Origin of the sequence: Thermithiobacillus plumbiphilus (genome assembly GCF_038070005.1) — a bacterium.
GTDB lineage: Bacteria > Pseudomonadota > Gammaproteobacteria > Acidithiobacillales > Thermithiobacillaceae > JBBPCO01.
Map to the genome: position 1 here is coordinate 21,973 of NZ_JBBPCO010000012.1, position 24,909 is coordinate 46,881.

The following is a 24,909-nucleotide window of genomic DNA, read 5'->3' on the forward strand; positions in this document are numbered from 1 at the left end:
GCGGGCTAGTGAACGGCTGCGCCCGGTGTTCCGGCAAACTGGCGCATGCGGGCCTGCACCTCTTCGAAGGCCGCGGCCGGAAGCGGCTTGGCGCCACCGAGCAAGCTCGCTGCCAGGACCAGCTCGGCAGCCTCGTCCAGGGTCGCCAGGAACTGGGCAGCCAGCATCGGGTCCCGCCCAAAGGCCAGGACGCCGTGGTTGGCGAGCATCACCGCCTGCAGGCTCGGATGCCCATCCACGGCATCGATGATGCCCTGCACCGAGGCCGTGGAACCACGCGGTGCCCAGGGCACCACCGGGGTCGGCTCGGCGTGGCCAAAGCGCAGCAGCGGCTCGTAGGCCAGGGGCAAAGGCTGCTGGGCCACGGCAAAGGCGGTCACATGCGGCGCATGACAGTGAATGATGCTGCCGATATCCGGTCGAACCTGATAGACACGGGTGTGCATGTCGACGATTTCGGCATTGGTGGATTCGAGACTGCCTGTCTGGACCTTTCCGTTCATATCCAGCAGGACGAAGTCATCATTGCCGAGCTGGCTGACATGCCCGCCGCGCGTGAGAAGCACCTGTTCACCAATGCGCGCCGAGAGATTGGCGTGTTCGCCACGGAACAGCAGCCCCTTTTCAGCGAGCTGACGGGCCACGGTGATCAACTGCCGCTTTACGGTATCAAGCTGCGTGTTTTCCATTTGCATTCTCTCCAGGATTCACAATAGTGTAATTTACACCTGTTAGAGTATGCAGGCAGCATGGCGTTCCATCAATGTCTGCATCCAGACTGCGCCATCGGGCCTATATCCAAAGCAGGCCCCTTGTCCTTCAATGTCCGGAGCAAGCAGGAGGATACATGGACCATTCGATTGCCCGGCAGCAGCCCGGATCATTCTTGCCGCAAACGCGACTACAGCAGCGTTTTCTGGCCGTGCGCGGCCAGTCCGAGGCACTCTGCGCGCCGCTGGCCATCGAGGATTACGTCATCCAGAGCATGCCGGACGTGAGCCCGCCAAAGTGGCACCTGGCGCACACGAGCTGGTTTTTCGAGACCTTCCTGCTGCGCCCACACCTGCCCGGCTACCGGGTATTTCACCCGCGATACGCATATCTCTTCAACTCGTATTACGAGACGATCGGGAGCTTTTACCCGCGCGAGCGGCGCGGCCTGCTGTCGCGCCCGAACGTGGACGAAACCCTGGCCTATCGCCAGCATGTCGATGCCGCGATGATGCGGCTGATGGCGGCAGCAGATAGCGAAACCTTGGCAACCCTCACGCCGCTGCTGACCCTGGGCCTGCAGCACGAGCAGCAGCATCAGGAATTGCTGGTCACCGACATCAAGCACATCCTCGCCCAGAATCCCCTGCGGCCTGTCTATCGACAGCAGCACCAGGGACCGGCCGTTGCAACCCCGGCCCTGCAATGGCTTGAGTTCAGCGGTGGCCTGCAACGGATCGGGCACAGTGGCGATGGTTTTGCCTTCGACAACGAAACCCCGGCGCACACGCAGTATGTCCCGCCCTTCCGGCTCGCATCAAAGCCAGTGAGCAATGGCGAATACCTGGCCTTCATCGATGATGGGGGCTATCGCCGCCCGGAACACTGGCTCTCGGACGGCTGGCGCGCGGTGGGACGCGAAGGCTGGAATGCGCCGCTGTATTGGTTCCAGGAAAATGGCGACTGGTGGCAGTTCACGCTCTCGGGCGCGCGCATGATCGATCCCGATGAGCCGGTCTGCCATTTGAGCTATTACGAGGCCGATGCCTTTGCGCGCTGGGCCGGCAGGAGGCTGCCGACCGAGTCGGAGTGGGAAGTCGCCGCCCGGGATCAACCCTGCGAAGGCCATTTTGCCGACAGTGGACGCCTGCACCCGAAGCCCGCCAGTGGTGACGGCCCGCAGCAGTTCTTTGGCGATGTCTGGGAGTGGACGCAGAGCCCCTATACCGCATATCCGGGCTACCGGCCGGTATCAGGCGCCATCGGCGAATACAATGGCAAGTTCATGTGCAACCAGATGGTGTTGCGCGGTGGCTCCTGCGCCACCCCGCCAGGCCACATTCGCCCGAGCTATCGCAATTTCTTCCCGCCAGACGCCCGCTGGCAGTTCACGGGCCTGCGCCTTGCCGAGGACCTCTGATGCAAGCTACACCTGTCGATTTCGCCTTTCATGATCTCGAGCCGGGCAGCGATGATTTCCGCGCCGATGTGCTGCAGGGCCTGGCAAAGCCCGGCAAGGAAATCCCGCCCAAGTATTTTTATGATGCCGAAGGCTCAAAGCTGTTCAGCGCCATCTGCGAACTGCCGGAATACTATCCGACCCGCACCGAGATCGGGATACTGGCGGCGCAGGCTGAGGAGATCGCGCGACTGGCTGGGCCAGATTCGCTGATCCTCGAGTATGGCAGCGGCAGCAGCCAGAAGATCAGGCTGCTGATTCAGGCCATGCGGCCGTGCGGCTATGTGCCCATCGAGATCTGCCGCAGCTATCTGCAGGATGCCGCCGCCGAACTGACGCAGCACTTCCCCGGCTTGCCGATCCACGCCATCTGCGCCGATTATACCCAGTTGCGCCATTTGCCCGCCGAGGTCAAGGCTCATGGCCGCCACATGCTCTTCTTTCCGGGCTCCACCATCGGCAACTGCACGCCGCTACAGGCCACCCAGCTTCTGAAAACTGCCGCCACCCTGCTCGGGCCCTCGGGCGCCCTGCTGATCGGGGTGGATCTGAAGAAGGATCCGGCGCGACTGAATGCGGCCTACAATGATACTCAGGGTGTCACGGCTGCCTTCAATCTGAACCTGCTCAGGCGCATCAATCAGGAACTTGACGGCGACTTTGACCTTGCCAATTTCCGCCATCGGGCCTTCTACAATGCCGACCAGGGCCGTGTGGAGATGCATCTGGAGAGCCTTGCGGACCAGCGCGTGCGCGTGGCGGATGTGATTTTTGATTTTCGGCGTAACGAGAGCATCCATACCGAGAATTCCTACAAATACACCACCGAGGAATTCCGGCAGATGGCTGAAACCGCCGGTTTCAAGCCTTTGCGGGTCTGGACGGATGCCGAACATCTGTTCAGCGTGCATTATCTGCAGGTCGGGGTCGGTTGGAGAGGATGAATGAGGCCTGTTCAGCATGGGAGAGGGTCGAGACCCTCTCCGGCTTGCACTTTTATTCGCGCTGCCCACTGTAGGTAAACTCGACGTCCGCGCGGCCGCAGCTCGGGCATTGCTGGATGACGCCATCGGCCTCAACGCCCAGGGGTTCCTCGCAAAAGGAGCAGGTATAGATGCCCTGCCAGGGGGCTGGCTCGCCAGCAGCAAAGTGGGCAAGATCGCCACTACCGCGCTCGATCTGGGTGCGGCTGCCCTGGACTTCCGAGGTGGCGGGCATGGTTTCGAAGGGATAGCGGACCTGCTCGTATTTGGGCGCGGTGAATTTTTCGCCACGAAGTTTGGGGGTGCTCTTGCGCGTCGTCATACCGGACTCCTGTGCCACGAGAAACGGCTTTTCATGATAACGCCGGGCAAGGCCGCGCTGATCCAACCAAGGGTTGAGTCCGGCGCACTCCTGCCTCAGCGGGTGGACGGCCGCGGATTTTTCTCCCATAACTCCAATCAGGGACTCCAGGAGGATTCATGCGTATCGGCGTGCCAAAGGAAGTGAAGATCCAGGAATACCGGGTCGGCCTGCTGCCGGCAGGGGTCAGCGCCCTGGTCGGGATGGGCCATGAGGTCGTGGTGGAAAGCAAGGCCGGCAGCCGCATCGGCTACCCCGATGAGGTTTACCGCCAGGCCGGGGCCGCGATTGCGCCCAGCCCGGAAGCCGCCTGGGACACCGACCTCGTGGTCAAGGTCAAGGAACCCCAGCCCCAGGAATACGATTTCCTGCGTCCCGGCCAGTTGCTGTTTACCTATCTGCACCTCGCCCCGGCCCCGGATCTGACCAAGGCCCTGCTGGAGCACGAGACCATCGGCATTGCCTACGAGACGGTGACGGATGCCCAGGGCGCACTGCCCCTGCTCACGCCCATGAGCGAGGTTGCCGGGCGGCTATCGGTGCAGGCCGGTGCCACTGCCCTGCAGATGATTGACGGTGGCATTGGCACCCTGCTCGGCGGCGTGCCCGGCGTGGCACCCGGCAAGGTGCTCATCCTCGGCGGCGGCGTGGTCGGTACCCAGGCCGCGCGCATGGCGTTGGGCCTGGGCGCGGATGTGAGCATTCTCGACATCAACCTGCAGCGGCTGCGCCAGCTCGATGATCTCTTCGGACCGCGTCTGAAGACCCGCCATGCCGATCGACACACGCTGGAGACGCTGAGTCGCGAGGCGGATCTCTTGATCGGCGCGGTGCTGATTCCCGGCAGGCAGGCGCCCAAGCTCATCAGCCGGGAGATGGTCAGGGGAATGAAACCGGGTACGGTCTTGGTGGACGTCGCCATCGATCAGGGCGGTTGCGCCGAGACCTCCCGGCCCACCACTCACGAGCAGCCGACCTATGTCGAGGAAGGCGTGGTGCACTACTGCGTCAGCAACATGCCTGGCGCGGTGGCGCGCACATCCACCCAGGCGCTCACCCAGGCGACCCTGCCCTATGTCCTGGAGATCGCCGGCAAGGGCTGGACACGGGCCTTGCAGGAAAATGCCGGTCTGCTGGCCGGCTTGAACGTGTTTCGGGGAATGGTGACCAACCGGGCGGTGGCCGAGGATCTTGGGTTTACCTATGTGGCGCCCGAGGAAGCGCTGAAGCAGGCCCTGCCCTAGCCTGCGCCTTCCAGGGTCACCAGCTGTCCACCAACCACCCGCAGGGACAGCTCGCCATCGAGCACCCGCTTGAGCTCGCGGCCCACCAGGCGCCCGCGCCAGCCCTGAAACACTTCCGCATCCGGGTCATTGGCCACCAGGGCCTCCAGTTCCGCGCGCCCGGCCAGCAGTTGCGCCGCAACCCCCTGCTCCAGGCCGCGCTGGCGCACCAAGGCCTGCAAAAGATCCACCAGCACCATGTCCGCGGGCTTGAGCTTGCGCTTCTCGCGCCAGACCGGCCGCTCCGTCTCGGGTATCTCCAGCCCGCGCGCCACGGCGGCGAGCAGGGCCTTGCCCCATTCGCGCACCTGGCTCTCGTGCAGGCCGCGTATCCGGCCCAGCGCCTCGGCACTGGCGGGGGCCTGGCGGGCAATCTCGAACAGCACATCATCATCCACGATCCACTTGCGCGGCTTGTTGCGCGCCATCGCCGTCTCCTCGCGCCAGGCCGCCAGCTCGCGCAGGATGGCGAGTTGCTTGGGCCGCAGCATCTGGCCTTTCTTGATGCGCCGGAAAATCTCCCGCACATCGGCCTGATACAGCGTCGGATCGGCCAGCCGCTCGAAGTCCTCCTGCACCCAGCTCAGGCGCCCGGTATCCTTCAGCTCGTCGCGCAGCTTTTTGTAGACCACGCGCAGATAGCGCACGTCATCCTCGGCATAGCGCAGCTGCGCCTCGTCCAGCGGGCGACGGCTCCAGTCGGTGCGGGTCAGGGTCTTGTCGAGCTGCTCGCCCGTGATGGCTTCCACCAGCCGCGCATAGCTGACCGACTCCTCATGACCGGCCACGGTGGCGGCGATCTGGGTATCGAACACCGGCGCGGGCAACTTGCCGGTGAGATCGAGAATGATCTCCAGGTCCTGACGCGCGGCGTGAAACACCTTGACGATGCGCGGATCCGCCAGCACTTCCCAAAGCGGCCTCAGGTCCATGCTCAGCGGATCGACCGCGGCCACGACCTCGTCATTGGCCACCTGGATCAGGCAGAGCTTGGCATAGTAGGTCTTTTCGCGCATGAACTCGGTGTCCACGGCGATATAGTCGCCCTGTCGCAGGGTGTCACAGAGGCTTTGCAGGGCTTCGGGCGTGGTCACGAGCATTGTTCAGTCTTCCAGGTAGGTGTAGCCGCGCAGACCCTCGCCGATCTCCCGCAGGAATTCCTGGCGCTGGTCATCTGACAGTTCGGGGTGGGCATCGATCTTGCCGCCAAAGGCATTGAGCAGGGTATCGGCATCGAAATGCACGTAGCGCAGCACCGAATCCACGGTATCGCCCTGCTGCGGATGCACCAGCCGGTGCCCGCCATCAGGCCTCAACTCGACGTGCACGGAATCGGTGTCGCCAAAGAGGTTGTGCATGTCGCCCAGGATCTCCTGATAGGCGCCGACCATGAAGATACCGATCAGATAGGGCTGTTGCGGCTGGATCGCGTGCAATGGCAGGCTCGGTTCGATGCCGCTGAAGGCAACATAGTCGTCCACCTGGCCGTCGGAATCGCAGGTGATGTCCTGCAGGGTGACGCGCCGCTCCGGCCGCTCGTTGAGGCGATGCAGGGGCAGGATGGGAAAGATCTGGTTGATGGCCCAGGAATCCGGCAGCGACTGGAACAGCGAGAAATTGCCGAAGTACTTGTCCACCAGCCGGTTGTTGAGCTCATCGAGCAATTCGCGTTGCGCCCGCGACTGCCCGGAAAGGAGCTCGCGCACCCGGTGGCAGGTGGCGAAATAGATCTGCTCGGCCCAGGCGCGCTGCTCCAGGGTCAGCATGCCGTGGTTGAACATGCCCTGCGCCTCGCCCAGCAGGTAATTGGCATCGTGGAAGGCCTCCAGCACCGAGCGACTGCTGAGATTCTGCAAGCCAAACCAGAGGTCCTGCAGGATCTGCGGTGCTTGCGCCGGCAGCGGGTTCACCGCCAGATCGCCCGGCGCGCGCTCGATATCGACGATATTGGTGATGAGCATGGCGTGGTGCGCGGTCATCGCCCGACCCGACTCGGAGATGATGTCCGGGTGCGGCAGATTCTCCTGGGCGCAGATCTCCCACAGCGCATGCACCACGTCGTTGGCGTACTCCTGCACCGAGTAGTTCATCGAGCAGTAGGCGCGCGAGCGGGTACCCTCGTAGTCCACGCTCAGCCCGCCGCCGACGTCCACCACGCGGATGCTCGCGCCAAGACGCCGCAGTTCGGCGTAGAAGCGCGCGCACTCGCCCATGCCGCGCTTGATGTCCTGGATGTTGGCGATCTGCGAGCCCAGGTGAAAATGCTGCAACTGCAGGCAATCGAGCATGTCCACTTCGCGCAGATGCTGCAACAGGGCCAGGATCTGGGTGGATGAGAGCCCGAACTTGGACTTCTCCCCGCCCGAGTTCTGCCACTTGCCCGAGGCCGCCGAGGCCAGGCGCACGCGCACGCCGATCAAGGGACGCACCTGCAGCGCCCGGGATTCCTCGATGATCAGATCCAGCTCGGAGAGCTTCTCGACCACGATATACACCCGATGCCCGAGCTTCTGGCCGATCAAAGCAAGCCGGATGTACTCGCGGTCCTTGTAGCCATTGCAGACCACCACGCCATTGGGCTTCGAGAGCGCCAGCACCGCCAGGAGCTCGGGCTTGCTGCCGGCCTCCAGGCCCACCCGCTCGGCGCCGCTGACAAGGATCTCCTCGACCACGCGCCGCTGCTGATTGACCTTGATGGGATAGACGGCGGTGTAATGACCCTGATAACCGTCATCGCGCATGGCCTGGGCAAAGGCATTGCACAGTGTCGCGACGCGATGGCGCAGGATATCCGAGAAGCGCACCAGCACCGGCAGGGTCAGGCCGGCGGCCTTGAGTTCAGACGCGAGCTTATGGAGATCCACGCCCGGCTTGTCCTGATCGCCGTCGGGATAGGCGAGCAGATGGCCCTCGGGACTGATGTCGAAGTAGCCATTGCCCCAATAGGCCATGTTGTACAGCTCACGCGCCTGCGCGATGTCCCAGTCCCTCATCGTTCTCTCCATCCTGATCCGTCTGGCAGTCTAGGCATTCGCCAGCAGGCACGCAAGCCCGCAAGGCGACTGGAGATTCATTGTCCAGCCGTTATACTAGCGAATTTTGCACAGGACCTCCCGTGAGCGCCCTCCCCCTGCTTGGCGGCCTGTCCGCCGAAGAATTCCTTGCCGACTACTGGCAGAAGCGGCCCCTGCTGATCCGCCAGGCCATACCCGGCTTCATGGGTCTCATGGATGCCGATGAACTGGCTGGGCTCGCCTGCGAGGACAGCGCCCTGTCGCGCCTGGTGATCGAGAAGACTGGGCCTGAAGGCAGCCACTGGCAACTGCGCCAGGGGCCCTTTGGCGCGCGTGACTTCAGGAAGCTGCCGGACAGTCACTGGAGCCTGCTGGTGCAGGAGGTCAATCATTTCCTGCCCGAGGCCTGGGATCTGTTGCTGCGCTTTGGCTTCATCCCCTTCGCCCGGCTGGAGGATCTGATGGTCAGCTATGCCGCCCCCCAGGGCTCGGTGGGCGCGCATTTCGATTCCTACGATGTGTTCTTGTTGCAGGGCCAGGGGCGGCGCGAGTGGCGCATCAGCGCCCAGACGGATCTTGCGCTGGTCGAGGACGCCCCGCTGAAGCTCCTCAAGAATTTCCAGGCCGAGCAGAGCTGGGTGCTCGAACCCGGTGACATGCTTTACCTGCCGCCGCGCATCGCCCACCACGGCATCGCGCAGGATGCCTGCATGACCTATTCCATCGGCTTTCGCGCGCCCAGTCGGGCGGAACTGCTGGGGGGCTTTCTCGATTACCTGCACGAGCAGCTCCAACCCGAAGGGCTCTACAGTGATCCCGACCTGCCGCTGCAGGCCCATCCCGCCGAACTCAGCAGCTTCACCCTTGATAAAAGCCGCGCCATGCTCGACGCCCTGCGCTGGGACGAAGCCATGTTCGAGGACTTTCTCGGCCGCTTCCTGACCGAGCCCCGGCCGCACGTGGTCTTTGATCCGCCCGAAATAGCCCTCGGCCTGGCGGCCTTCAGCAAGATCCTGAAGCAGGCCGGCAGCATCGAACTGGCCCTGCCCAGCCGCCTGCTCTATCGCGGCCAGGGTTTCTTCATGAATGGAGAGGCCACCGAGATCAGCCCGGCCGATGCAGCCAGCTTCAGCTCACTTGCCAACCAGCGGCGACTTGAACTGCCCGCCCGCCTGAACCGCGAGAGCATCGGCATCCTGCATGCCTGGCATCGCGCCGGCTTCATCGTGCTCTCCGACTGAAGCCCCCTGCCAGATGGCCAGGCGGCGCTGCATGCGCTGCACGTGCCCACCGGGCCAGAACAGCTTTTCGCATCGCGGGCAGTGTCGCAGGGGCATGTCGCCGCTGAGCACGCCGGGAGGGGCCAGCCGGCGCAGGTCGATGCCAGCATCCTGCAGCGGTGTGTTACAGAGCAGGCAACGGCTGAAGGGCCGGTAGAACCAGTTCAGGGACAGCTTATCGCTCAGTTCATTGGCGCAGGCATCGAGATCCATGCTGTCGAGCAGCAGCACCGTATCCGCGGCATGGCGCATTTCCAGCATCTTGCGGTCGCGGGTCAGCAACAGGCGATCCTCACTGATGGCCATGTGCAACAACTCGCGGTCCGGTGCCCCATCCACGCCCACGGCGGTATCATGGCCCGCCGCCCGCAACCAGCGGCTCAGGCCCTTCAGCATTTCATCGCAAAGAAATTTCATCGTTTGCAGGCCCCGACAGTCTCTTCCGGTCAGGGCTGGCGCTGGACCGGTCGACTTTGGTGAGAAGGGCGGATGGGATAAGGCTGTTTATCTCTTATACTGCTAATTAGACATAACAAGAACCTGAGGGTTCTGGGCTGGCAGGCGTGATCTCTCCCCTGTAGGATCATGAACCCACCAGGATAGGCTCCGGAAGCTCCCATGACCACATTGATCGCAGTGCTGCTGGCCAGTCTGGCGACGCTCATCTTCATCAACCTGTCGGCCAGCAAGAAAGAGATCCAGCATCGGATTGCGCACCTCTATGGCGTGCGCGACCCGCAGTTCCAGCGCGCCATGAGCGTGCTGCTCGGCCCCGGCATCCTGCCCGGCAATCGCATTGAAGACCTGCAGAATGGCGACGAGATCTTTCCGGCCATGCTCGCCGCTATCCTCGGCGCACAGCACACCATCAACTTCGAAACCTATATCTACTGGTCCGGCGAGATCGGCAAGGCCTTTGCCGAAGCGCTTTCGGAGCGCGCCCGCGCTGGCGTGAAGGTACTGGTGCTGCTCGACTGGGTAGGCAGTTACAAGATGGAAGAAATATATCTCAACGAGATGCGTGCCGCCGGGGTAAGGGTACGCAAGTATCACCCGCTGCGCTGGTACAACCTGTCGCGCCTGAACAACCGCACCCACCGCAAGCTGCTGATCGTGGATGGGCGCATCGGCTTCACCGGCGGCGTCGGCATCGCCGACCTCTGGACCGGCCATGCCCAGGACCCCGAGCACTGGCGCGACTCGCATTTCCGCGTGGAAGGCCCGGTAGTCGCGCAATTGCAGGCGGCCTTTCTCGACAACTGGATCGAGATGGAGGGCGAAGTGCCGCATGGGGCGGAATATTTCCCGGCCCTGGAACCCGTGGGCGAACACGCGGCCCAGCTTTTCAAGAGCTCCCCGCAGGAAGGGGCGCAAAGCGCGCACCTGATGTACCTGATGGCCATCAGCGCCGCCCAGGAAAGCATCCGCGTGGCCAACGCCTATTTCATCCCCGACTCGGTCTCGCGACGTCAACTCATCGCCGCCTTGCACCGCGGGGTACGGGTGCAGATCCTCGTGCCGGGCAAGTATATCGATACTGCCGTGGCTCGCCAGGCTTCGCGGGCGCACTGGGGTGAGCTGCTGGAAGCAGGCGCCGAGATCCATGAATATCAGCCTACCATGTATCATTGCAAGGTCATGATCGTGGACAGCCATCTGGTCTCGGTTGGTTCCACCAACTTCGACAACCGCAGCTTTCAGCTCAATGACGAGGCCAACCTCAATATCTATGACTCCGCCTTTGCCGAGGAGCAGGTCCGCATCTTCCAGCAGGACCTGCAACGGTCAAAGCGCATCGAGCTGCGCCAGTGGCAGGCGCGCCCCTGGACGGAAAGAGTCGTCGAAGCCCTGTCCGGCCTGCTGGCCCGGCAACTCTAGCGCCCTCGATCCACTGGCAGGGCTTTCAGGCCGTGGCCCAGCAGGGTATAGCGTCCGTTTTCGTGCCGAAAGCGGCTGAACTCCGCGTTTCTTACCTGAATGTCATAAATTGCCGCCAGCGGCACCTGCAGGGCGTGATGGAATACCGCCCGCATCACCCCGGCGTGACAGACCACCAGCACCTGCTCCCCGGCGTGGCGGGTCACGAGATCCGTGCAGGCCCGGCCGACGCGCGCGAGGAATTCTCCCAGCGGCTCCGCGCCCTCGGGGCGCTGCTGCAGCGGATCGGCGCGAAAGCGCTCCAGCGCGCCTGGGGTCGCCGCACTGATTTCCGCGCGTGTCCGCCCTTCCCAGACGCCAAAACCCACTTCCTTCAGGCGTTCGTCGAACTCCAGTTCAAGCCCCATGGCGACGGCCAACTCCTCGGCAAAGGCGCGGCAACGCATTAGCGGCGAGCTGACGATGCGCGTCCAGGGCCGTCCCCCCGCCACCGCCTGGCGCATCTGCGCCCAGCCATGCTCGCTCAAGGGATCATCGATCTGGCCGCGATAGCGCTGCGAGCCCCCCACGGGCTCGCCATGGCGCAGAAAATCAAGCCCCGTGGGGGCATTGTCTGCTTGGCTCATGCGTATGGATCCTCATCGACATTTGATCAATTACCGCTCATCATGCCAGAAACGGGCTATAATCGTCATGAAGTCAAAGCAAAATGCACAACTGGGGAACTGCAGGCATGACAAGCAGGCAGATCATAATGTTGCTTTGTCTTATGATTACCTCCATCAGCCCCCTTGCCGCGGCAGAAGTCCTCCGGGAGTTTTCCGCACAGCAGATGGCTAAAGTGGGCGATGTTTCCATGCCAGGAGCGATCAATGTCAGCGCGGGCCGGATTCGCGTTGAGACCAGGGTGCATGGCGTGTCCGAAATCGTGATTTTGAAGCCGGAAAAGACACATGCCTGCGTATTGATGCCCGCCCAGAAGGAATTCATGCGGTTGCCGCCCAGGGAACTGGAGCTGGTGCTGGTGAGCGTGTTTGGCAAGGCGGCAACGCCGCAATTCGAGGCCAGCGAAGTCAAGGCAGGACAGAAAACAGACAAATACCGGATCGACTCACCGGCAGGCCTGTTGTACTTATGGACTGAGAGCGGCACAGGCAAGCCCTTGCGCCTGCAATCGGCCAACAAGCGGATCAGACTGGAATGGCGGCAGCTCAAGGCCGGATCGCAGGCGGATGCCCTGTTTGAAAAACCGGCCGATTATCGTAATTTCATGGAGCAGGACAGCCGCACGGCACCGGGCTAGATCGGCAAGTCATTCCAATCCAGCAATTTTCAAGTGAGAGGACACATGCGCAGTCTGATTCTCGTCTTTCTGGGTTTGCTCACCCTCAGCCTGAACGGTTGTGGCTACAACCGCATCCAGGCCCTGGATGAGGAGGTCAAGGCCCGCTGGGCCGAGGTGCTCAACCAGTATCAGCGCCGGGCCGACCTGGTGCCCAATCTGGTCAATGTCGTCAAGGGCTACGCCAGCCATGAGCGCCAGGTGCTCACCGAAGTCACCGAGGCCCGCGCCCGGGTCGGCTCCATTCAGGCCACGCCCGAACTGCTGAACGATCCGGCCGCCTTCGCCCGCTTCCAGGAGGCCCAGTCACAGATGACCAGCGCCCTGTCGCGCCTGCTCGTCGTCAGTGAAAACTATCCGCAGCTCAAGGCCGACGCCAGCTTCCGCGACCTTCAGGCCCAGCTGGAGGGCACCGAGAATCGCATCACCGTGGCCCGCAACCGCTACATCGAAGCGGTACGTGATTATAATGTCTACGTCCGCTCCTTCCCCAACAATCTCACCGCCAGGATGTTCGGCTACGAGACCAAGCCCAGTTTCACGGTGGAAAACGAGCGCGCCATCTCCAATGCACCCACGGTGGACTTCTCGACACCGCCGGCCGCGGCCCCCGCGCGCTGATCATGCGCGCATGGCTCGGGATCTTCCTGCTCGGCCTGCTGCTCTGGGCTGGCGGGGCACGCGCCGAGGTAGCGGTGCCACCGCTGACTGGCCGGGTGGTGGACCAGACCAACACTCTCACCCCGCAGCAGATCGCGGCGCTCGACACCCTGCTGCGCGAATTCGAGAGCCGCAAGGGCAGCCAGATCGCCGTGCTGATGGTGCCGAGCGTCGAGCCCGAGGACATCGCCCAGTATGGCATCCGTGTGGTGGACAAATGGCAGCTCGGGCGCAAGGACGTCGATGACGGCGCCCTGCTGCTGATTGCCAAGAACGACCGCAACATGCGCATCGAGGTCGGCTATGGCCTGGAAGGCGCGCTCAATGACGCCACCAGCAAGCGCATCATCAGCGAGATCATCACGCCCTATTTCCAGCGCGGCGAGTTCTACACCGGCATCCAGGCCGGCTTGAACGCCATGATGCGCGTCATCGATGGCGAGCCCCTGCCCGCGCCGCAGCAGAGCCCGACAGCAAGGCCCGCGGACTATGGCCAGCTCCTGTTTCTGCTCTTTGCCGTGGTCATGATCGGCGGCGGCATCCTGCGCATGATCTTCGGCCAGTTCCTCGGCTCGACCGCCACCGGCGTTGTCGCTGGCGGCCTGGCCTGGCTGCTGGCCGGCTCGCTCGGATTTGCCCTGCTGGCCAGCATCGGCGCATTCATCCTGACCCTGACCGGGCTCATGCGCGGTGGCTTCGGCGGATTCGGCGGCATGGGCGGTGGCGGCTGGTCCAGCGGCGGGGGCGGCTTTGGTGGTGGGGGATTCAGCGGCGGAGGCGGTGGCTTCGGGGGCGGCGGCGCCTCCGGCCGCTGGTAAAAGGACATCATGGATATTCGCCGGATCATGCATCATCTCTTCATGAGCCCCTGGCGCCTCAAGCGCGCCTTCCCGGCCCCTGCCCGCCAGCGCATCGAAGCCGCCATCGCCCGCGCCGAGAGCACCCATCGTGGCCAGATCCGCTTTGCCGTCGAACATGCACTGGATCTCCCCCTGCTCCTGCGCGACATGTCCGCCCGCGAGCGCGCCATCGAGGTCTTTTCCCAGCTACGCGTCTGGGATACGGCGGAGAACAACGGCGTCCTGATCTATCTGCTGCTGGCCGATCACGACGTCGAAATCCTGGTCGATCGCGGCGTCAGCGAAAAGATCCCGCAAAACATCTGGGAAGCAATCTGCCACGAGATGGAAGCCGCCTTCCGCGCCGGCCAGTTCGAGGCAGGCGTCTTGCGCGGCATCGAACGCACCGGCGAACTGCTCGCCGAGTACTTCCCGCCGGGCAAGGCCGGCCCCAATGAACTGCCCGATGCCCCGGTATTTCTCTGATCCGCGCTTTCCCCCCCTGCCCGCCTGTGCGAAAATTCGTGTTTTGCGCAGACAACCACCATGCCCCTGATCACCCTTGAAAAAGCCCACCTCGCCTATGGTCACTGGGCCCTGCTCGACGACACCAATCTTAGCCTGGACAGTGGCGAGCGCGTTGGCCTGATCGGCCGTAATGGCGCCGGCAAGTCGAGCCTGCTGCAGATCATCGCCGGACTGCAGCCGCTCGACAGCGGCGTGCTGCGCCGCGAGCCCACCCTGCGCATCGCCTACGTGCCACAGGAACCCCCGCTGGACTTGGAGCATACGGTGTTCGAGGCCGTTTCCGCCGGTCTTGGCGGCATCCAGCACACCCTGCGCGATTATCACGAAGTCACCCAGGCCCTGAGCCAGCCCGATGCCGACATCGATGCCCTGCTCGCCCGCATGCAGCGCCTGCAGAGCGAGCTCGACAACCAGAATGGCTGGGCCCTGCAAAGCCGCGTTGACAGCGTCATCACCCGCCTGAACCTCCCCGCCGAGCGGCTTGTTTCCGAACTCTCCGGCGGCTGGCGCAAGCGCGTGGCCCTGGCCCAGGCGCTGGTGGCCGAGCCCGATCTCCTGCTGCTCGACGAGCCCACCAATCATCTTGATCTGCCCGCCATCGAATGGCTGGAAGGACTCCTGAAGGACTTCAGCGGCAGCGTGCTGCTCATCACCCATGACCGGCGCTTCCTGGATAATGTCGCCACCCGCATCATCGAGCTCGACCGCGGCCAGCTCACCAGCTTTCCCGGTCGCTTTCGCGATTATCAGCGCAAGAAGGCCGAACTGCTGGCGGTCGAAGCCGAGCACAACGCCCAGTTCGACAAGGTACTGGCCCAGGAAGAAGCCTGGATCCGCCAGGGCGTCCAGGCCCGCCGCACCCGCAATGAGGGCCGCGTGCGCCGCCTGGAGCAGTTGCGCCGCGAGCGCACCGAACGCCGCGAGCGCCAGGGCAATGTCAGCCTCAACCTCGATACCGGCCAACGCTCCGGGCAACTGGTCGTCGAGCTCAAGGACGTGCAGAAATCCTATGGCGACAAGACCGTCATCCGTGATTTCTCCACCCGCATCCTGCGCGGTGACCGCGTCGGCCTGCTCGGCCCCAATGGCGCCGGCAAGACCACCCTGCTGAAGCTCTTTCTCGGCGAGCTCAAGCCCGACAGCGGCACCGTGCGCCTCGGCACCAAGCTCCAGATCGCCTACTTCGACCAGTTGCGCGAACAGCTCGACCCGGAAGCCACCCTGATCGACACCGTCAGCCCCGCTTCCGACTTCATCGAGATCGGCAACGAGCGCCGTCATGTGATCGGCTATCTCGGCGAGTTCCTGTTCCCGCCGGAACGCGCCCGTTCGCCGGTCAAGGCGCTCTCCGGCGGTGAGCGCAACCGCCTGCTGCTCGCCCGGCTGTTCACCCAGCCCGCCAACGTGCTGGTGCTGGACGAGCCCACCAATGACCTCGATCTCGAAACCCTGGAAATGCTCGAGAACCTGCTGACGGACTATCAGGGCACGCTGTTTCTGGTCAGCCATGACCGTGAGTTTCTGGAAAATACCGTCACCCAGATCATCGCCTTCGAGGGTGACGGCCGAATCGAGGAATACGCCGGCGGCTATGACGACTGGGCCCGCGCCCATGCCGCAAAGACTGCCGCGGCCAAGGCCGCGCCCGCTCCCACGGTCCAGAAGCCTGCCGCCAGCCCCATCCCCAAACCAGCCAACAGCCCATCCAGGCTATCGTTCAAGGAAAAAAAGGAACTGGAGGAACTTCCCGCCCGCATCGAGCAACTGGAAGCGCGTCAGCGCAGCATCGGGGAGGAACTGGGCAACCCTGTCATCTACAAGGATGATCCCAAAAAGGCCGCCACCCTGCAGGCCGAGGCCGAAAGCATCGGTCGCGAACTCGAAAGCGCCTATGCACGCTGGGAGGAACTGGAAGCGAAGCAGTCAGGTTGAACTGGCCTTGCACCGGAACCATCCAGCAGAAAGGCCCTGTTTCCAGGGCCTTTTTTCCAGCTTTGAAAGCAGCTCCAGCAACTAGAACGGCAGTTCCAGCCCCGGCTCCACCTGCAACAGCAGGCTGCGGAACTGCTCCTGAATGCGCTTGAGCGCCTCGGGACTGTCCGCCTCGAAACGCACCACCACCGCCGGCTGGGTATTGGAGGCCCGCGCCAGGCCCCAGCCATCCGGGAACTCCACGCGGATGCCATCGAGATCGATGATCTTCGCATCCGGAAAATTCGCCGCCTTCTTGAGATCATCCACCAGGGTGAAATTGCGGCCCTCCGGCGTGTCGATGCGCAGCTCCGGCGTGGAAAAACCCTTGGGCAGGCTGCGCAGCACCTCGCCCGGCGCGCGGGGATCGCGGCTCAGGATCTCCAGCAGGCGCGCGCCGGTGTACATGGCGTCATCAAAGCCGTACCAGCGCTCCTTGAAGAAGATGTGCCCGCTCATCTCGCCCGCCAGCGGCGCCTGCATTTCCTGCATCTTGCTCTTGATCAGGCTGTGACCGGTCTTCCACATCACCGCCTTGCCGCCCGCCTCATTGATGGCTGCCGGCAGGAAGCGCGAGCACTTCACGTCAAAGATGATCGGCGCGCCGGGATTGCGCGAAATCACGTCCTGGGCCAGCAGGATCATCTGCCGGTCCGCCCAGATGATCTCGCCACCGGGGGCCACCACGCCCAGCCGGTCGCCATCGCCATCAAAGGCCAGCCCAAGATCGAGATCCTTTTCATCCACCAAGCGGATCAGGTCCTGCAGGTTCTTTTCGACGGTGGGATCCGGATGATGATTGGGGAAATTGCCGTCCACCTCGGTAAAGATGCCGTGCACCTCGCAGCCGAGTTCCTGGAAAAGCTGCGGCGCCACCGCACCCGTCACGCCATTGCCGCAATCGATGCCGATGCGCAGCGGCCGCGCCAGCTTCACGTCGCCGACGATGCGCTGGATATAGTCCCAGCGAATATCGACGTTCTCGACATGGCCCTGGCCGGTGACGAAATCCTTGTTCTCGATGCGCTGGCGGATTTCCTGGATCTGCTTGCCATGCAGGGTGCCACTGCCAAGCATGCTCTTGAAGCCATTGTAGTCGGCAGGATTATGGCTGCCGGTCACCATCACGCCGCCCTCGGCCTGCAACTGGAACACCGCGTAATAGAGCGTGGGCGTCGGCACGCGCTCCACATCGATCACCGTGCAGCCGGTGCTGACCAAGCCCTTGCTCAGCGCATCCAGGAAACGCGGGCCCGACAGGCGGCCATCGCGCCCGACCACCATGCGGGAAAGCCCCCGGCTGCGGGCCTCGCTGCCAATCGCCCGACCGATGTCATAGACCAGCTCATCGGTCAGATCACGATCGACAATGCCGCGAATGTCGTACTCACGAAAGATACCTGCGGGAACTGCCATAGCGTCTCCTTTGTCGTTTTGGAATTGCGCCTCGATCCGGCAAGCATACCCGAGTGGGACACGCTCGCCCAGAGACTGATGCATCTGATGACTATGATACGGGCGCGGCTGGGGCAATGCTGCTAGGACTTTGGGCGGAGGATGGCAACAGCAGGAACAGTGACAGACCAGACCCGTTTTACGAGCCTGGCCGGGTTGCAAGTTTTACCAGGCTTTACTGCCCGCAGGGCAGCTCGTGGCATCAGGCGCAAGCGTGAAGGCGCTGCCATTCTCGCGCCAGCACTTCACATTCTGATTGTTGACGGCGAACTGGTAGCTGCCCAGCCCATTCGCATTTTTACCTGCGGCATTGGCAGTGAAATTCTGGCCACTGTTGGCAGTGGCAATGGCATAGTCGAAGTATCTTGCCTGCGTGGACGCATTCCAGGCGAGAACACCATCAGTACTGGTCGAAGAACTGGGCGCGGAGGCAGCCGCAGCTACCCCACCCGCATAGACCCGGTAATCCTGATAGAACTGCTCCTGCAGGGTCTGCAACTGCAGCAGGTTGCTCTTGGCCTCGGTCAGCTTGGCCTTGCTGGTGTACTCGTTGTAGTTGGGGATGGCGATGGCAGCGAGAATGCTGATGATCGCTATCACGATCATGAGTTCGATCAAGGTAAAACCTGCTTCTTTTTTGTTCACGTCCTGCCCACCCTGAAAGCCTGTTGAATAGTTGAATAAGAGACCCAAGCAGGTTTCATGCCCAACGGCGCGCCAGTCAGGCCCGGCATCAATAGCCTGTCCGCCTGGCGAATGCGCGCCAGCACTGACACAAGTGGGATTTTTCACACGCCTCACTGACGATTTTTGTCATCTACAAAGCTGCCCAGCCAGCAGAATCTTGAGCATTCACAAGGGATAGGGCGCTGGCACGCCCCTTGCTAAACGAAAAGTGGAAGCAAGGAGGGCACGCAAAGCCTCCTTCAGCCAGTACCGGGAACGAGGCTTTGACGCCAGCGCCCGCAGTGATGCCCGGAATTTCTGAGCCAGGCCATCCTGCACAGCGAGGCCATCAGGGACCATGAACCCTAATGCATGACCACAAAGAGGAGTAGAAAATGCTCAAGCTAAGAAGCGCAAAAGAAAGGAAGGAGCAGGGCTTCACCCTGATTGAATTGATGATCGTGGTGGCGATTATCGGCATTCTGGCGGCGATCGCGATTCCGCAGTTTACGCAGTATCGGGAAAGGGCCTATGACAAGGCGGCTCAAAGTGATGCGCGAAACCTCCTCACCTCAGCAACTGCCAACGCCGAGTGAAGCTAGTCACTCCAAAGGAAACGTTATGAAAAAAGCTATATATCTTCTGATTGGCGGAGTTTTGGCATCAGCCCCCCTCATTGCTACTTCTGCGGACAGCACCGGTACTGTAACGGCTACAGCAGCTGAGACAAAATCTGCTGCCGTCACTACTGGAGGAATGATTACTAACGCATTTACCGTCCAGCTCTCAAAAGGCGTAAGTGCTGGATGGACCTTTAGTGATGCAACTGGAGCGGTACAAACAAAACACGCTAGCTCCAAGCATGGATATGGCGGCAGCACACAAGGCGGATCTGTAAACCAATGCTCTTCGGATATGACAGCCGTTGCTGCTCCTACGGCTTCTTCTAGTGGCTGTTAAAATACTTTAGCTTTATGCTGCAACACTTCCTCATCGCCTGGCGCTCCGGCCTTCGTAGCCGGAGTTTCCAGGCGCTTTTCATTCTCGGCCTGCTGGCCATGGGCGGCGCCTATCTCGCCGCCGAATTCTCCGGCCGGCAGCCCGCCACGGTGGCCCTCGATGTCGGCCTGTCCGCCATCCGCGCCATCGGGCTTCTGCTGGTGCTCTTCTGGGCCCAGGAACTGATTGCCAAGGACATCGAGCGGCGCACCGTCTTTTCCGCCCTCGCCTATCCCGTACCACGATCTTCCTATCTGCTGGGCCGCTATGTCGGCATCCTCGGCCTGCTCGCGCTGGCCCTGCTGCTGCTTGCAGCACTCCTGACCGCTACCGTGTACCTGGTGGCTGGCGGCTATGCCCAGGCCCTGCCCGTGAGCCTCGGCGCCAACATTGCCTGGACCCTGGCCTACAGCTTTCTCGATCTCGCGGTGATTGCCGCATTCACAGTGTTCGTGGCGAGCTTCGCCGCCACGCCGCTGCTGCCCTTTGCGCTGGGCCTGGCCTTTGCGCTGGCCGCCCGTAGCCTTGGTCCTGCCCTGGAATTTCTGAGCAGTGGCAGCAGCGCCGCCCAGGATCTCTCGAAAGAGCTGCAACCGAGCCTCGATCTCATCCGCTGGCTGCTGCCCGATCTCTCGCGCCTCGACCTGCGCCCGCTCGCGCTCTACAACCAGTGGCCCAGCATCGATGCCCTGCTCTGGCCGGCGCTCATGGCCATCGGCTACATCGGCATCCTGCTGGCCATTGCGGTGCTGATCTTCCGGCGACGCGAGTTTGCCTGAGGCTTGCTTTCTTTGGTTAGCCAACTAATATGGCTAATGAGCGAGGAAGACACGATGACCCAGATCAACATTCATGAAGCGAAAACACAGCTCTCCCGGCTGATTCAGGCAGCCCTGAGCGGGGAAGAAATCATCATCGCCAAGGATCATAAGCCGCTGGTCAAACTGGTACCCCTTGAACAACCCAAGGCAAGGCGCGAACTCGGCAGCGCGCGCGGACAGATCAAGCTGTCCGAAGATTTTGATGCGCCGCTGGATGACTTCCAGGACTACCGTTGATGCGGCTACTGCTTGATACCCACGTCTTTCTGTGGGCACTCATGGACGACCCAAAGCTCAGTGGAATTGCCAGAGAGGCCTTTCTGGACCCGGCCAATGACCTGCTCTTGAGTGTGGCGAGCACTTGGGAAATCGCGATCAAGGCAAGCCTTGGCAAGCTCGACATGCCGAAACCTCTGGGGCGCTTCCTGCGCCAGCAACTGGAGCGCAACACCATCAGCCTGTTGCCCATCGAGCTGAACCACGCGGTACGGGTAGCCACTTTGCCCTTTCATCATCGCGATCCTTTCGACCGCCTGCTGCTGGCGCAGAGTCTGGAAGAACAGCTGCCGATCCTCAGCGCCGATACCGTCCTGGATGCCTATGAGGTGCAGCGGCTATGGTAAGCCGGGAAGCCTTGTTTGCTGGACTGCTGCTGATCCTGGCGATTGGGGGCTATGTGGCCGGCCAGCAGCACAGCCAGCCCCTCTCCCGCCCCAAGGCCTCGGAAAGCATTCGGGTGGCCCTGCCGGTGACCGCCCAGGTGCTACTGGCCGGCGGCGACCGCTATCTGGCCGCAAACATCGGCACCTTCCGCGCCATGATGGTCGGTACCGAGAACCTCGATGCCGATGGCTACCGGGTGCTGGCGCGGGTGCAGCAGGACGCCGCCCGCCTGAACCCGGCGCAGGAAGACAATTACTATACCGCGCAATCCATCCTGCCCTGGGCCGGTGAGGTCGCCCCGACTCAGGACATCCTGCGACGCGCCACGGCAGCGCGCCCCCATGACTTCCTGCCACCGTTTTTTCTGGGCTTCGATTACTTTTACTTCGACCATGAACCAGCAACAGGGGCCAACTGGATCAAGCTGGCCGCGAACCGCAGCGAGCCGCAGAACCGCGAGGCCCTGCTGAACATTGCCGGGCGCTGGTACGAAAAGGGCGATGATCCGCGTTTCGCCATCCAGATGATCGAAGGCCTGATGCAAAGCACGCGCAACGCCGCATTGAAGCAGTATCTCGGCCTGCGGGTTCAACGCCTGCAGGGCTTGCTGGCGCTCAGAGAGGCCGCTGCGCGCTTTCAAAAAGCCAGCGGCAAGCCCGCATCCAGGCTCGATGAGCTCGTGCGGGCAGGCTTCATCGCGCAGCTTCCAGCCGATCCCCTGGGCCAGGGCTATGCCCTGGACGCCACCGGCCAGCCCATCCTCATCACGCCAAAGAAACCAGGCTAAGGCACCATGTCCATACCGGCCATCGAACTAGACAACCTGCAGAAAATCTATCGCGACAAGCGCTTTCGCGCCGTGACCGCACTCGGTGGGGTCAGCCTGCGCGTCGATCCGGGCGAGGCCTTCGGCTTTGTCGGGCCCAATGGCGCGGGCAAGAGCACCACCATCAAGATCCTCACCGGCATTCTCAGGCCTTCAGGCGGCGAGGCGCTCATCCAGGGCATGGACGTGCAGGATCACCGCGCGCGCCGGCAGCTCGGTTACGTGCCGGAAAATCCCTATCTTTATGATTATCTCTCGCCGCTGGAGATGCTGCGCATCGGCGCGCGCATGCGCGGCATGGCCCGCAGCGGCCTCAAGGCGCACTGCATGGACTGGCTGGAGCAGTTCGGGCTGGCGGCGGTGGCGAAAAAACGCATCCGCCATCTCAGCAAGGGCATGACGCAGCGGGTGGCCCTGGCCCACGCCCTGGTGGGGAATCCGCAGCTACTGATCCTCGATGAACCGCTGTCTGGCCTCGATCCGCTCTGGCGCCAGACCGTGGTCAACATCCTCATGGCCTACCGCCGACAGGGCGGCACCATCTTCTTTTCATCGCACATCCTGAGTGATGTGGAGCAACTCGGGGATCGCTTCGGCATCATCCATAAAGGCCGCCTGCGCACGCTGGGCTCGCCCGCGGAGCTGCGTGGCGGGCGCAGCAAGGAGAGCCTGGTGGTCAGCCAGGGCGAGAGTCCCCTGCCCGAGGCCGCAAGGCGGCCCGATGGCAACTGGGAGCAGCAGGTGCAAGCCGCATCGCTCTGGGCCCACCTGCAGATGCTCCAGGCCGCCGGGCATCAGATCCTGGAGATCCGGCCCGTTGGCCTGCGGCTGGAGCAGACCTTCATGCAGTTCATTCAGATGGAAGACATCAAGGACGCCAGCGCTACACCGGTGACTTAGGCGCCGGTGCCTGCGAGCAGCCCTTCGGGTTGCTCACCCGCCGGGCCAGCATGGCGGCCTCGCGATTGTCCGGCAGCTCGCGCAAGAGCACCGCGCTCAGGCTGGCGGCATCCTGGCGCAAACCAAGATCACAGGCGATTTCCGCCGTGTTGTAGCGCAACTGCGCCAGATCCTGGCGCCGCAGGGGCCGGTCCAGGCCGGCTCGCAGCAGCGCATATCCCTTGTCGTTTTCCTGCCGGTTGAAATAGCGCTGGGCCAGCATCATGCGTGGCTCCAGGGCCTGCGGGTTGTATTTCAGCGCCCGGTTCAGCAAGGCCTCCGCCCGCGCCTGCCCGTCGGGCCAGAGCGCCGGCTGGTCCATCAGCAGGCGCGCCTCGGCCAGCAGTGGCCCCAGCGCGCGCGGGTTGCCCTTCAGCGCGGCCTCATAGCCGGCCAGGGCATCCTCTGCGAGCGATTTTTTCTGCGCGGCTGTCACGGGCTTTGCCAGCAGGCGCGCTTCCCAGTCCGCCAGATACAGATGCGGCGCAGGCGCCAGTGGCCGCAGAATGCTAAGCGCCTGCGCCGTTTTCAGGGCGAGCTGCTCGGGAGCCATCTGCGTGTAGCGCGATGCAAGGCGCATGAAGGCAGTGTCCGGGCGTCCAAGCTGCGAGACCGCGGCGTCCAGCATCAGCACACTGGCCGGCCAGGCCAGTAGCAAGGCCAGGGTCAGGCGGGCAAGCGCCGGGCGTAGCTGCAGCGCCGCGAGCAATGGCCGGGTGAGCTGCTGTGGGTGTGTCAGCTGATAGGCGCGCCCGAGCATCAGTCCCGCCAGCAGGCTGATGGGCAGGTTGTAGAAGATGAAATTGACCGCGGCGTGGGCGCTGATGGCAAGTCCGGCAATATAAAGACCAAGCGCCTCGACCTGGCGCGGATCATCAGGATGACGCAGGGAGCGCCAGCCAAGCCACAGGAGTGCCAGGGCGAAGGCCATCAGGAAACCCAGATTCAGGGGCCCGCCTTCCTGGAGGTACTGCACATAGTCGTTGTGGGCGTAGGTGCCGGCGGATTCGCGCTCCTGCGGGGCGCGATATTCAGGATAGTAGATGAAATAGCTGCCAAGCCCGGTGCCCTCCGGGTGATCCCTGAAGATCTCCAGCGTGGAGGCCCACATGTCGAAACGCGAGCCCACCGAGCGGTCCTGCTTCATGAACTGGGCGTCCATGCGGCTGGCAAGCTGGTTATCGGAAATGACCGAAGTACTGACGAAGGCCAGCAGGGCCAGGCCCATTACCGCCAGGGCCTTGGACTTGAACGCGGGCTGGCGGCGCAGGCTCCAGAAGGCCAGCGGCAGGACCAGCAACCAGGCCAGGGTGCCACCGCGCGAGGCGGTAGTGAAAAAGGCGAACAAAAGCCCGGTGAGCAGCACTAGATATCCAATGCTGGCCCAGTCGCCGCCGCAGCGCTGGCGGTGCAGGAAAAAGCGCGCCAGTACCGGGAAGAACAGCAGGTTCAGGAGTGCCGCATAGCTGTTCCAGTCCAGCAGCGGCCCCTTGGGGCGGGAGCCCGGCGCTTCGATGTACTGCTGGATACCCCAACCGACCAGCACCAGGGCGCTGAGCATCAGCAAGGGCCAGAAGGCGCGCCAGGCGCGATCCGGGGCCGGGATGAGCTGCCAGCCGAGATAGGCCAGTGGCAGGCTGCCGAGAATCCAGAAATAGAACCAGCTCGTATAGGGCGTGCCCGACCAGAGCAGGGTAAGGCCGAACCAGCCTAGCCAGACAGCCATAAAGACAGTCAGCCGGCCGCGCGGCAACTGCAATCCATCCTTGCTGCGCCGCCAGAGCAGCAGACCGATCCAGGCGAGCAGCAGGATCATGCTCGATGCCAGCAGCGGAATGACCTGGCCATTGAAGGACCAACCCGTAATGAAGGCCAGCAGTGGGAGCAGCACGAGCAGTGGGTTCATGGTTTATTGTGACTCGCGGGCGCATGATCCCGGCAGTAACAGCGGCCGGGGTCCAGATTGTCGGTAAGGGCGTTGCTCCGGGGGAGGTAGGTGCCGCAGCGGGCGCACTGAACCATGTCCTGCGGCGCGGACGGGGCCGCTTCGGACCTTCTGGCAAGACGCTGGCGCGAGACGCGATAGACGCGCCAGGCCAGCCAGATGATGAACAGCAGCAGCAGATACTTCAACATATCCAAATCAGCAGGATTTGATGGCCGTTTTTTGATTTCCTGTGTCCTGAGCTACCCTGCCCTCCCTCTTCAGCAATGTAGTACATGGCTCGGCG

At 63.0% G+C, this 24,909-nt stretch carries 27 protein-coding genes; 17 read left to right on the plus strand and 10 right to left on the minus strand.

What is annotated here, in order from left to right; translation table 11 throughout:
* Window positions 1-5 precede the first annotated feature (5 nt).
* The gene (locus WOB96_RS11755) at window positions 6-689 is read right to left on the minus strand and encodes a class II aldolase/adducin family protein (RefSeq protein WP_341371489.1); all 684 of its coding nucleotides are present in this window, start codon (window positions 687-689) and stop codon (window positions 6-8) included.
* Between the two features lie 158 nt (window positions 690-847).
* Here WOB96_RS11755 and egtB point away from each other — a divergent pair, with 158 nt between their 5' ends.
* Both egtB and egtD read left to right on the plus strand, forming a co-directional pair.
* Complete coding sequence (gene egtB, locus WOB96_RS11760) at window positions 848-2,131, plus strand: ergothioneine biosynthesis protein EgtB (RefSeq protein ID WP_341371490.1); 1,284 nt, start codon at window positions 848-850, stop codon at window positions 2,129-2,131.
* A complete protein-coding gene (gene egtD, locus WOB96_RS11765; protein ID WP_341371491.1) occupies window positions 2,131-3,114 on the plus strand; it encodes an L-histidine N(alpha)-methyltransferase in 984 nt (327 codons plus the stop codon). Before egtB ends, egtD begins: the two co-directional genes overlap by 1 nt.
* 52 nt (window positions 3,115-3,166) lie before the next feature.
* Here egtD and WOB96_RS11770 read toward each other — a convergent pair whose 3' ends face one another.
* Window positions 3,167-3,475 (minus strand): hypothetical protein, encoded by a 309-nt coding sequence (locus WOB96_RS11770; RefSeq protein ID WP_341371492.1) that lies wholly within the window; start codon window positions 3,473-3,475, stop codon window positions 3,167-3,169.
* A 158-nt stretch (window positions 3,476-3,633) separates the two neighbouring features.
* On the opposite strand from WOB96_RS11770, the gene ald reads away from it, so the two are divergent.
* Window positions 3,634-4,758 (plus strand): alanine dehydrogenase, encoded by a 1,125-nt coding sequence (gene ald, locus WOB96_RS11775; protein WP_341371493.1) that lies wholly within the window; start codon window positions 3,634-3,636, stop codon window positions 4,756-4,758.
* Here the strand turns inward: ald and rnd are convergent.
* Both rnd and speA read right to left on the minus strand, forming a co-directional pair.
* The gene (gene rnd / locus WOB96_RS11780) at window positions 4,755-5,897 is read right to left on the minus strand and encodes a ribonuclease D (RefSeq protein WP_341371494.1); all 1,143 of its coding nucleotides are present in this window, start codon (window positions 5,895-5,897) and stop codon (window positions 4,755-4,757) included. The genes ald and rnd overlap by 4 nt on opposite strands.
* A 3-nt stretch (window positions 5,898-5,900) precedes the next feature.
* A complete protein-coding gene (gene speA / locus WOB96_RS11785; RefSeq protein ID WP_341371495.1) occupies window positions 5,901-7,790 on the minus strand; it encodes a biosynthetic arginine decarboxylase in 1,890 nt (629 codons plus the stop codon).
* Window positions 7,791-7,912: 122 nt separating this feature from the next.
* Between speA and WOB96_RS11790 the strand changes: the two genes are divergently transcribed.
* Complete coding sequence (locus WOB96_RS11790) at window positions 7,913-9,052, plus strand: JmjC domain-containing protein (protein ID WP_341371496.1); 1,140 nt, start codon at window positions 7,913-7,915, stop codon at window positions 9,050-9,052.
* Here the strand turns inward: WOB96_RS11790 and WOB96_RS11795 are convergent.
* Window positions 8,945-9,508 carry a DUF5615 family PIN-like protein gene (locus WOB96_RS11795; RefSeq protein ID WP_341371497.1) on the minus strand — a complete coding sequence of 188 codons (564 nt, stop codon included), beginning with the start codon at window positions 9,506-9,508 and terminating at the stop codon, window positions 8,945-8,947. The two genes, WOB96_RS11790 and WOB96_RS11795, sit on opposite strands and share 108 nt — an antisense overlap.
* Before the next feature lie 201 nt (window positions 9,509-9,709).
* On the opposite strand from WOB96_RS11795, the gene WOB96_RS11800 reads away from it, so the two are divergent.
* A complete protein-coding gene (locus tag WOB96_RS11800) occupies window positions 9,710-10,969 on the plus strand; it encodes a phospholipase D-like domain-containing protein (RefSeq protein ID WP_341371498.1) in 1,260 nt (419 codons plus the stop codon).
* Here WOB96_RS11800 and WOB96_RS11805 read toward each other — a convergent pair.
* Window positions 10,966-11,595, minus strand: a complete 630-nt coding sequence (locus tag WOB96_RS11805; protein WP_341371499.1) for a histidine phosphatase family protein — start codon at window positions 11,593-11,595, stop codon at window positions 10,966-10,968. The genes WOB96_RS11800 and WOB96_RS11805 overlap by 4 nt on opposite strands.
* 230 nt (window positions 11,596-11,825) lie before the next feature.
* Here WOB96_RS11805 and WOB96_RS11810 point away from each other — a divergent pair, with 230 nt between their 5' ends.
* Genes WOB96_RS11810 through WOB96_RS11830 form a run of 5 tightly spaced genes read left to right on the plus strand, consistent with a single transcriptional unit; the run spans window position 11,826 to window position 16,270 of the window.
* On the plus strand, window positions 11,826-12,272 hold the full coding sequence (locus tag WOB96_RS11810; RefSeq protein ID WP_341371500.1) for a hypothetical protein: 447 nt from the start codon (window positions 11,826-11,828) through the stop codon (window positions 12,270-12,272).
* Window positions 12,273-12,317: 45 nt separating this feature from the next.
* Complete coding sequence (locus tag WOB96_RS11815; protein WP_341371501.1) at window positions 12,318-12,932, plus strand: LemA family protein; 615 nt, start codon at window positions 12,318-12,320, stop codon at window positions 12,930-12,932.
* A 2-nt stretch (window positions 12,933-12,934) separates the two neighbouring features.
* On the plus strand, window positions 12,935-13,789 hold the full coding sequence (locus WOB96_RS11820; RefSeq protein ID WP_341371502.1) for a TPM domain-containing protein: 855 nt from the start codon (window positions 12,935-12,937) through the stop codon (window positions 13,787-13,789).
* A gap of 9 nt (window positions 13,790-13,798) precedes the next feature.
* A complete protein-coding gene (locus WOB96_RS11825) occupies window positions 13,799-14,296 on the plus strand; it encodes a TPM domain-containing protein (protein WP_341371503.1) in 498 nt (165 codons plus the stop codon).
* A 60-nt stretch (window positions 14,297-14,356) separates the two neighbouring features.
* On the plus strand, window positions 14,357-16,270 hold the full coding sequence (locus WOB96_RS11830) for an ATP-binding cassette domain-containing protein (RefSeq protein WP_341371504.1): 1,914 nt from the start codon (window positions 14,357-14,359) through the stop codon (window positions 16,268-16,270).
* An 81-nt stretch (window positions 16,271-16,351) separates the two neighbouring features.
* Here WOB96_RS11830 and WOB96_RS11835 read toward each other — a convergent pair whose 3' ends face one another.
* Window positions 16,352-17,725, minus strand: coding sequence for a phosphomannomutase/phosphoglucomutase (locus WOB96_RS11835; RefSeq protein WP_341371505.1), 1,374 nt, complete (start codon window positions 17,723-17,725; stop codon window positions 16,352-16,354).
* Window positions 17,726-17,929: 204 nt separating this feature from the next.
* A complete protein-coding gene (locus WOB96_RS11840) occupies window positions 17,930-18,409 on the minus strand; it encodes a prepilin-type N-terminal cleavage/methylation domain-containing protein (RefSeq protein ID WP_341371506.1) in 480 nt (159 codons plus the stop codon).
* Between the two features lie 416 nt (window positions 18,410-18,825).
* Here WOB96_RS11840 and WOB96_RS14510 point away from each other — a divergent pair, with 416 nt between their 5' ends.
* The 7 genes from WOB96_RS14510 to WOB96_RS11875 are packed head-to-tail and all read left to right on the plus strand — an operon-like array spanning window position 18,826 to window position 22,639.
* Window positions 18,826-19,026, plus strand: a complete 201-nt coding sequence (locus WOB96_RS14510) for a prepilin-type N-terminal cleavage/methylation domain-containing protein (RefSeq protein WP_423229742.1) — start codon at window positions 18,826-18,828, stop codon at window positions 19,024-19,026.
* Between the two features lie 25 nt (window positions 19,027-19,051).
* On the plus strand, window positions 19,052-19,390 hold the full coding sequence (locus WOB96_RS11850; protein ID WP_341371507.1) for a hypothetical protein: 339 nt from the start codon (window positions 19,052-19,054) through the stop codon (window positions 19,388-19,390).
* A gap of 14 nt (window positions 19,391-19,404) precedes the next feature.
* Window positions 19,405-20,208: a hypothetical protein gene (locus tag WOB96_RS11855; protein ID WP_341371508.1), complete on the plus strand. Its 804-nt coding sequence runs from the start codon at window positions 19,405-19,407 to the stop codon at window positions 20,206-20,208.
* Between the two features lie 36 nt (window positions 20,209-20,244).
* Window positions 20,245-20,487: a type II toxin-antitoxin system Phd/YefM family antitoxin gene (locus WOB96_RS11860; RefSeq protein ID WP_341371509.1), complete on the plus strand. Its 243-nt coding sequence runs from the start codon at window positions 20,245-20,247 to the stop codon at window positions 20,485-20,487.
* Entirely contained in the window at window positions 20,487-20,873 is a 387-nt protein-coding gene (locus WOB96_RS11865) for a type II toxin-antitoxin system VapC family toxin (RefSeq protein ID WP_341371510.1), read from the plus strand. Before WOB96_RS11860 ends, WOB96_RS11865 begins: the two co-directional genes overlap by 1 nt.
* Window positions 20,867-21,700, plus strand: coding sequence for a hypothetical protein (locus WOB96_RS11870; RefSeq protein ID WP_341371511.1), 834 nt, complete (start codon window positions 20,867-20,869; stop codon window positions 21,698-21,700). Before WOB96_RS11865 ends, WOB96_RS11870 begins: the two co-directional genes overlap by 7 nt.
* A 6-nt stretch (window positions 21,701-21,706) precedes the next feature.
* Complete coding sequence (locus WOB96_RS11875) at window positions 21,707-22,639, plus strand: ABC transporter ATP-binding protein (RefSeq protein ID WP_341371512.1); 933 nt, start codon at window positions 21,707-21,709, stop codon at window positions 22,637-22,639.
* Here the strand turns inward: WOB96_RS11875 and WOB96_RS11880 are convergent.
* A complete protein-coding gene (locus WOB96_RS11880) occupies window positions 22,623-24,584 on the minus strand; it encodes an O-antigen ligase family protein (protein WP_341371513.1) in 1,962 nt (653 codons plus the stop codon). The two genes, WOB96_RS11875 and WOB96_RS11880, sit on opposite strands and share 17 nt — an antisense overlap.
* Entirely contained in the window at window positions 24,581-24,814 is a 234-nt protein-coding gene (locus tag WOB96_RS11885) for a PP0621 family protein (protein WP_341371514.1), read from the minus strand. The genes WOB96_RS11880 and WOB96_RS11885 overlap by 4 nt, the downstream gene beginning before the upstream one ends.
* Window positions 24,815-24,909: the final 95 nt, after the last annotated feature.

Coding starts and splice junctions, on each gene's coding strand:
- WOB96_RS11880 (WP_341371513.1), bottom strand. CDS start 24,584: ATGAACCCACTGCTCGTGCTGCTCCCACTGCTGGCCTTCATTACGGGT.
- WOB96_RS11885 (WP_341371514.1), bottom strand. CDS start 24,814: ATGTTGAAGTATCTGCTGCTGCTGTTCATCATCTGGCTGGCCTGGCGC.
- WOB96_RS11855 (WP_341371508.1), top strand. CDS start 19,405: ATGCTGCAACACTTCCTCATCGCCTGGCGCTCCGGCCTTCGTAGCCGG.
- ald (WP_341371493.1), top strand. CDS start 3,634: ATGCGTATCGGCGTGCCAAAGGAAGTGAAGATCCAGGAATACCGGGTC.
- WOB96_RS11770 (WP_341371492.1), bottom strand. CDS start 3,475: ATGACGACGCGCAAGAGCACCCCCAAACTTCGTGGCGAAAAATTCACC.
- WOB96_RS11850 (WP_341371507.1), top strand. CDS start 19,052: ATGAAAAAAGCTATATATCTTCTGATTGGCGGAGTTTTGGCATCAGCC.
- WOB96_RS11795 (WP_341371497.1), bottom strand. CDS start 9,508: ATGAAATTTCTTTGCGATGAAATGCTGAAGGGCCTGAGCCGCTGGTTG.
- WOB96_RS11755 (WP_341371489.1), bottom strand. CDS start 689: ATGGAAAACACGCAGCTTGATACCGTAAAGCGGCAGTTGATCACCGTG.
- WOB96_RS11810 (WP_341371500.1), top strand. CDS start 11,826: ATGCCAGGAGCGATCAATGTCAGCGCGGGCCGGATTCGCGTTGAGACC.
- WOB96_RS11860 (WP_341371509.1), top strand. CDS start 20,245: ATGAGCGAGGAAGACACGATGACCCAGATCAACATTCATGAAGCGAAA.
- WOB96_RS11870 (WP_341371511.1), top strand. CDS start 20,867: ATGGTAAGCCGGGAAGCCTTGTTTGCTGGACTGCTGCTGATCCTGGCG.
- WOB96_RS11835 (WP_341371505.1), bottom strand. CDS start 17,725: ATGGCAGTTCCCGCAGGTATCTTTCGTGAGTACGACATTCGCGGCATT.
- WOB96_RS11805 (WP_341371499.1), bottom strand. CDS start 11,595: ATGAGCCAAGCAGACAATGCCCCCACGGGGCTTGATTTTCTGCGCCAT.
- WOB96_RS11830 (WP_341371504.1), top strand. CDS start 14,357: ATGCCCCTGATCACCCTTGAAAAAGCCCACCTCGCCTATGGTCACTGG.
- WOB96_RS11825 (WP_341371503.1), top strand. CDS start 13,799: ATGGATATTCGCCGGATCATGCATCATCTCTTCATGAGCCCCTGGCGC.
- WOB96_RS11815 (WP_341371501.1), top strand. CDS start 12,318: ATGCGCAGTCTGATTCTCGTCTTTCTGGGTTTGCTCACCCTCAGCCTG.
- WOB96_RS11800 (WP_341371498.1), top strand. CDS start 9,710: ATGACCACATTGATCGCAGTGCTGCTGGCCAGTCTGGCGACGCTCATC.
- speA (WP_341371495.1), bottom strand. CDS start 7,790: ATGAGGGACTGGGACATCGCGCAGGCGCGTGAGCTGTACAACATGGCC.
- WOB96_RS11865 (WP_341371510.1), top strand. CDS start 20,487: ATGCGGCTACTGCTTGATACCCACGTCTTTCTGTGGGCACTCATGGAC.
- WOB96_RS11875 (WP_341371512.1), top strand. CDS start 21,707: ATGTCCATACCGGCCATCGAACTAGACAACCTGCAGAAAATCTATCGC.
- WOB96_RS14510 (WP_423229742.1), top strand. CDS start 18,826: ATGCTCAAGCTAAGAAGCGCAAAAGAAAGGAAGGAGCAGGGCTTCACC.
- WOB96_RS11820 (WP_341371502.1), top strand. CDS start 12,935: ATGCGCGCATGGCTCGGGATCTTCCTGCTCGGCCTGCTGCTCTGGGCT.
- egtB (WP_341371490.1), top strand. CDS start 848: ATGGACCATTCGATTGCCCGGCAGCAGCCCGGATCATTCTTGCCGCAA.
- rnd (WP_341371494.1), bottom strand. CDS start 5,897: ATGCTCGTGACCACGCCCGAAGCCCTGCAAAGCCTCTGTGACACCCTG.
- egtD (WP_341371491.1), top strand. CDS start 2,131: ATGCAAGCTACACCTGTCGATTTCGCCTTTCATGATCTCGAGCCGGGC.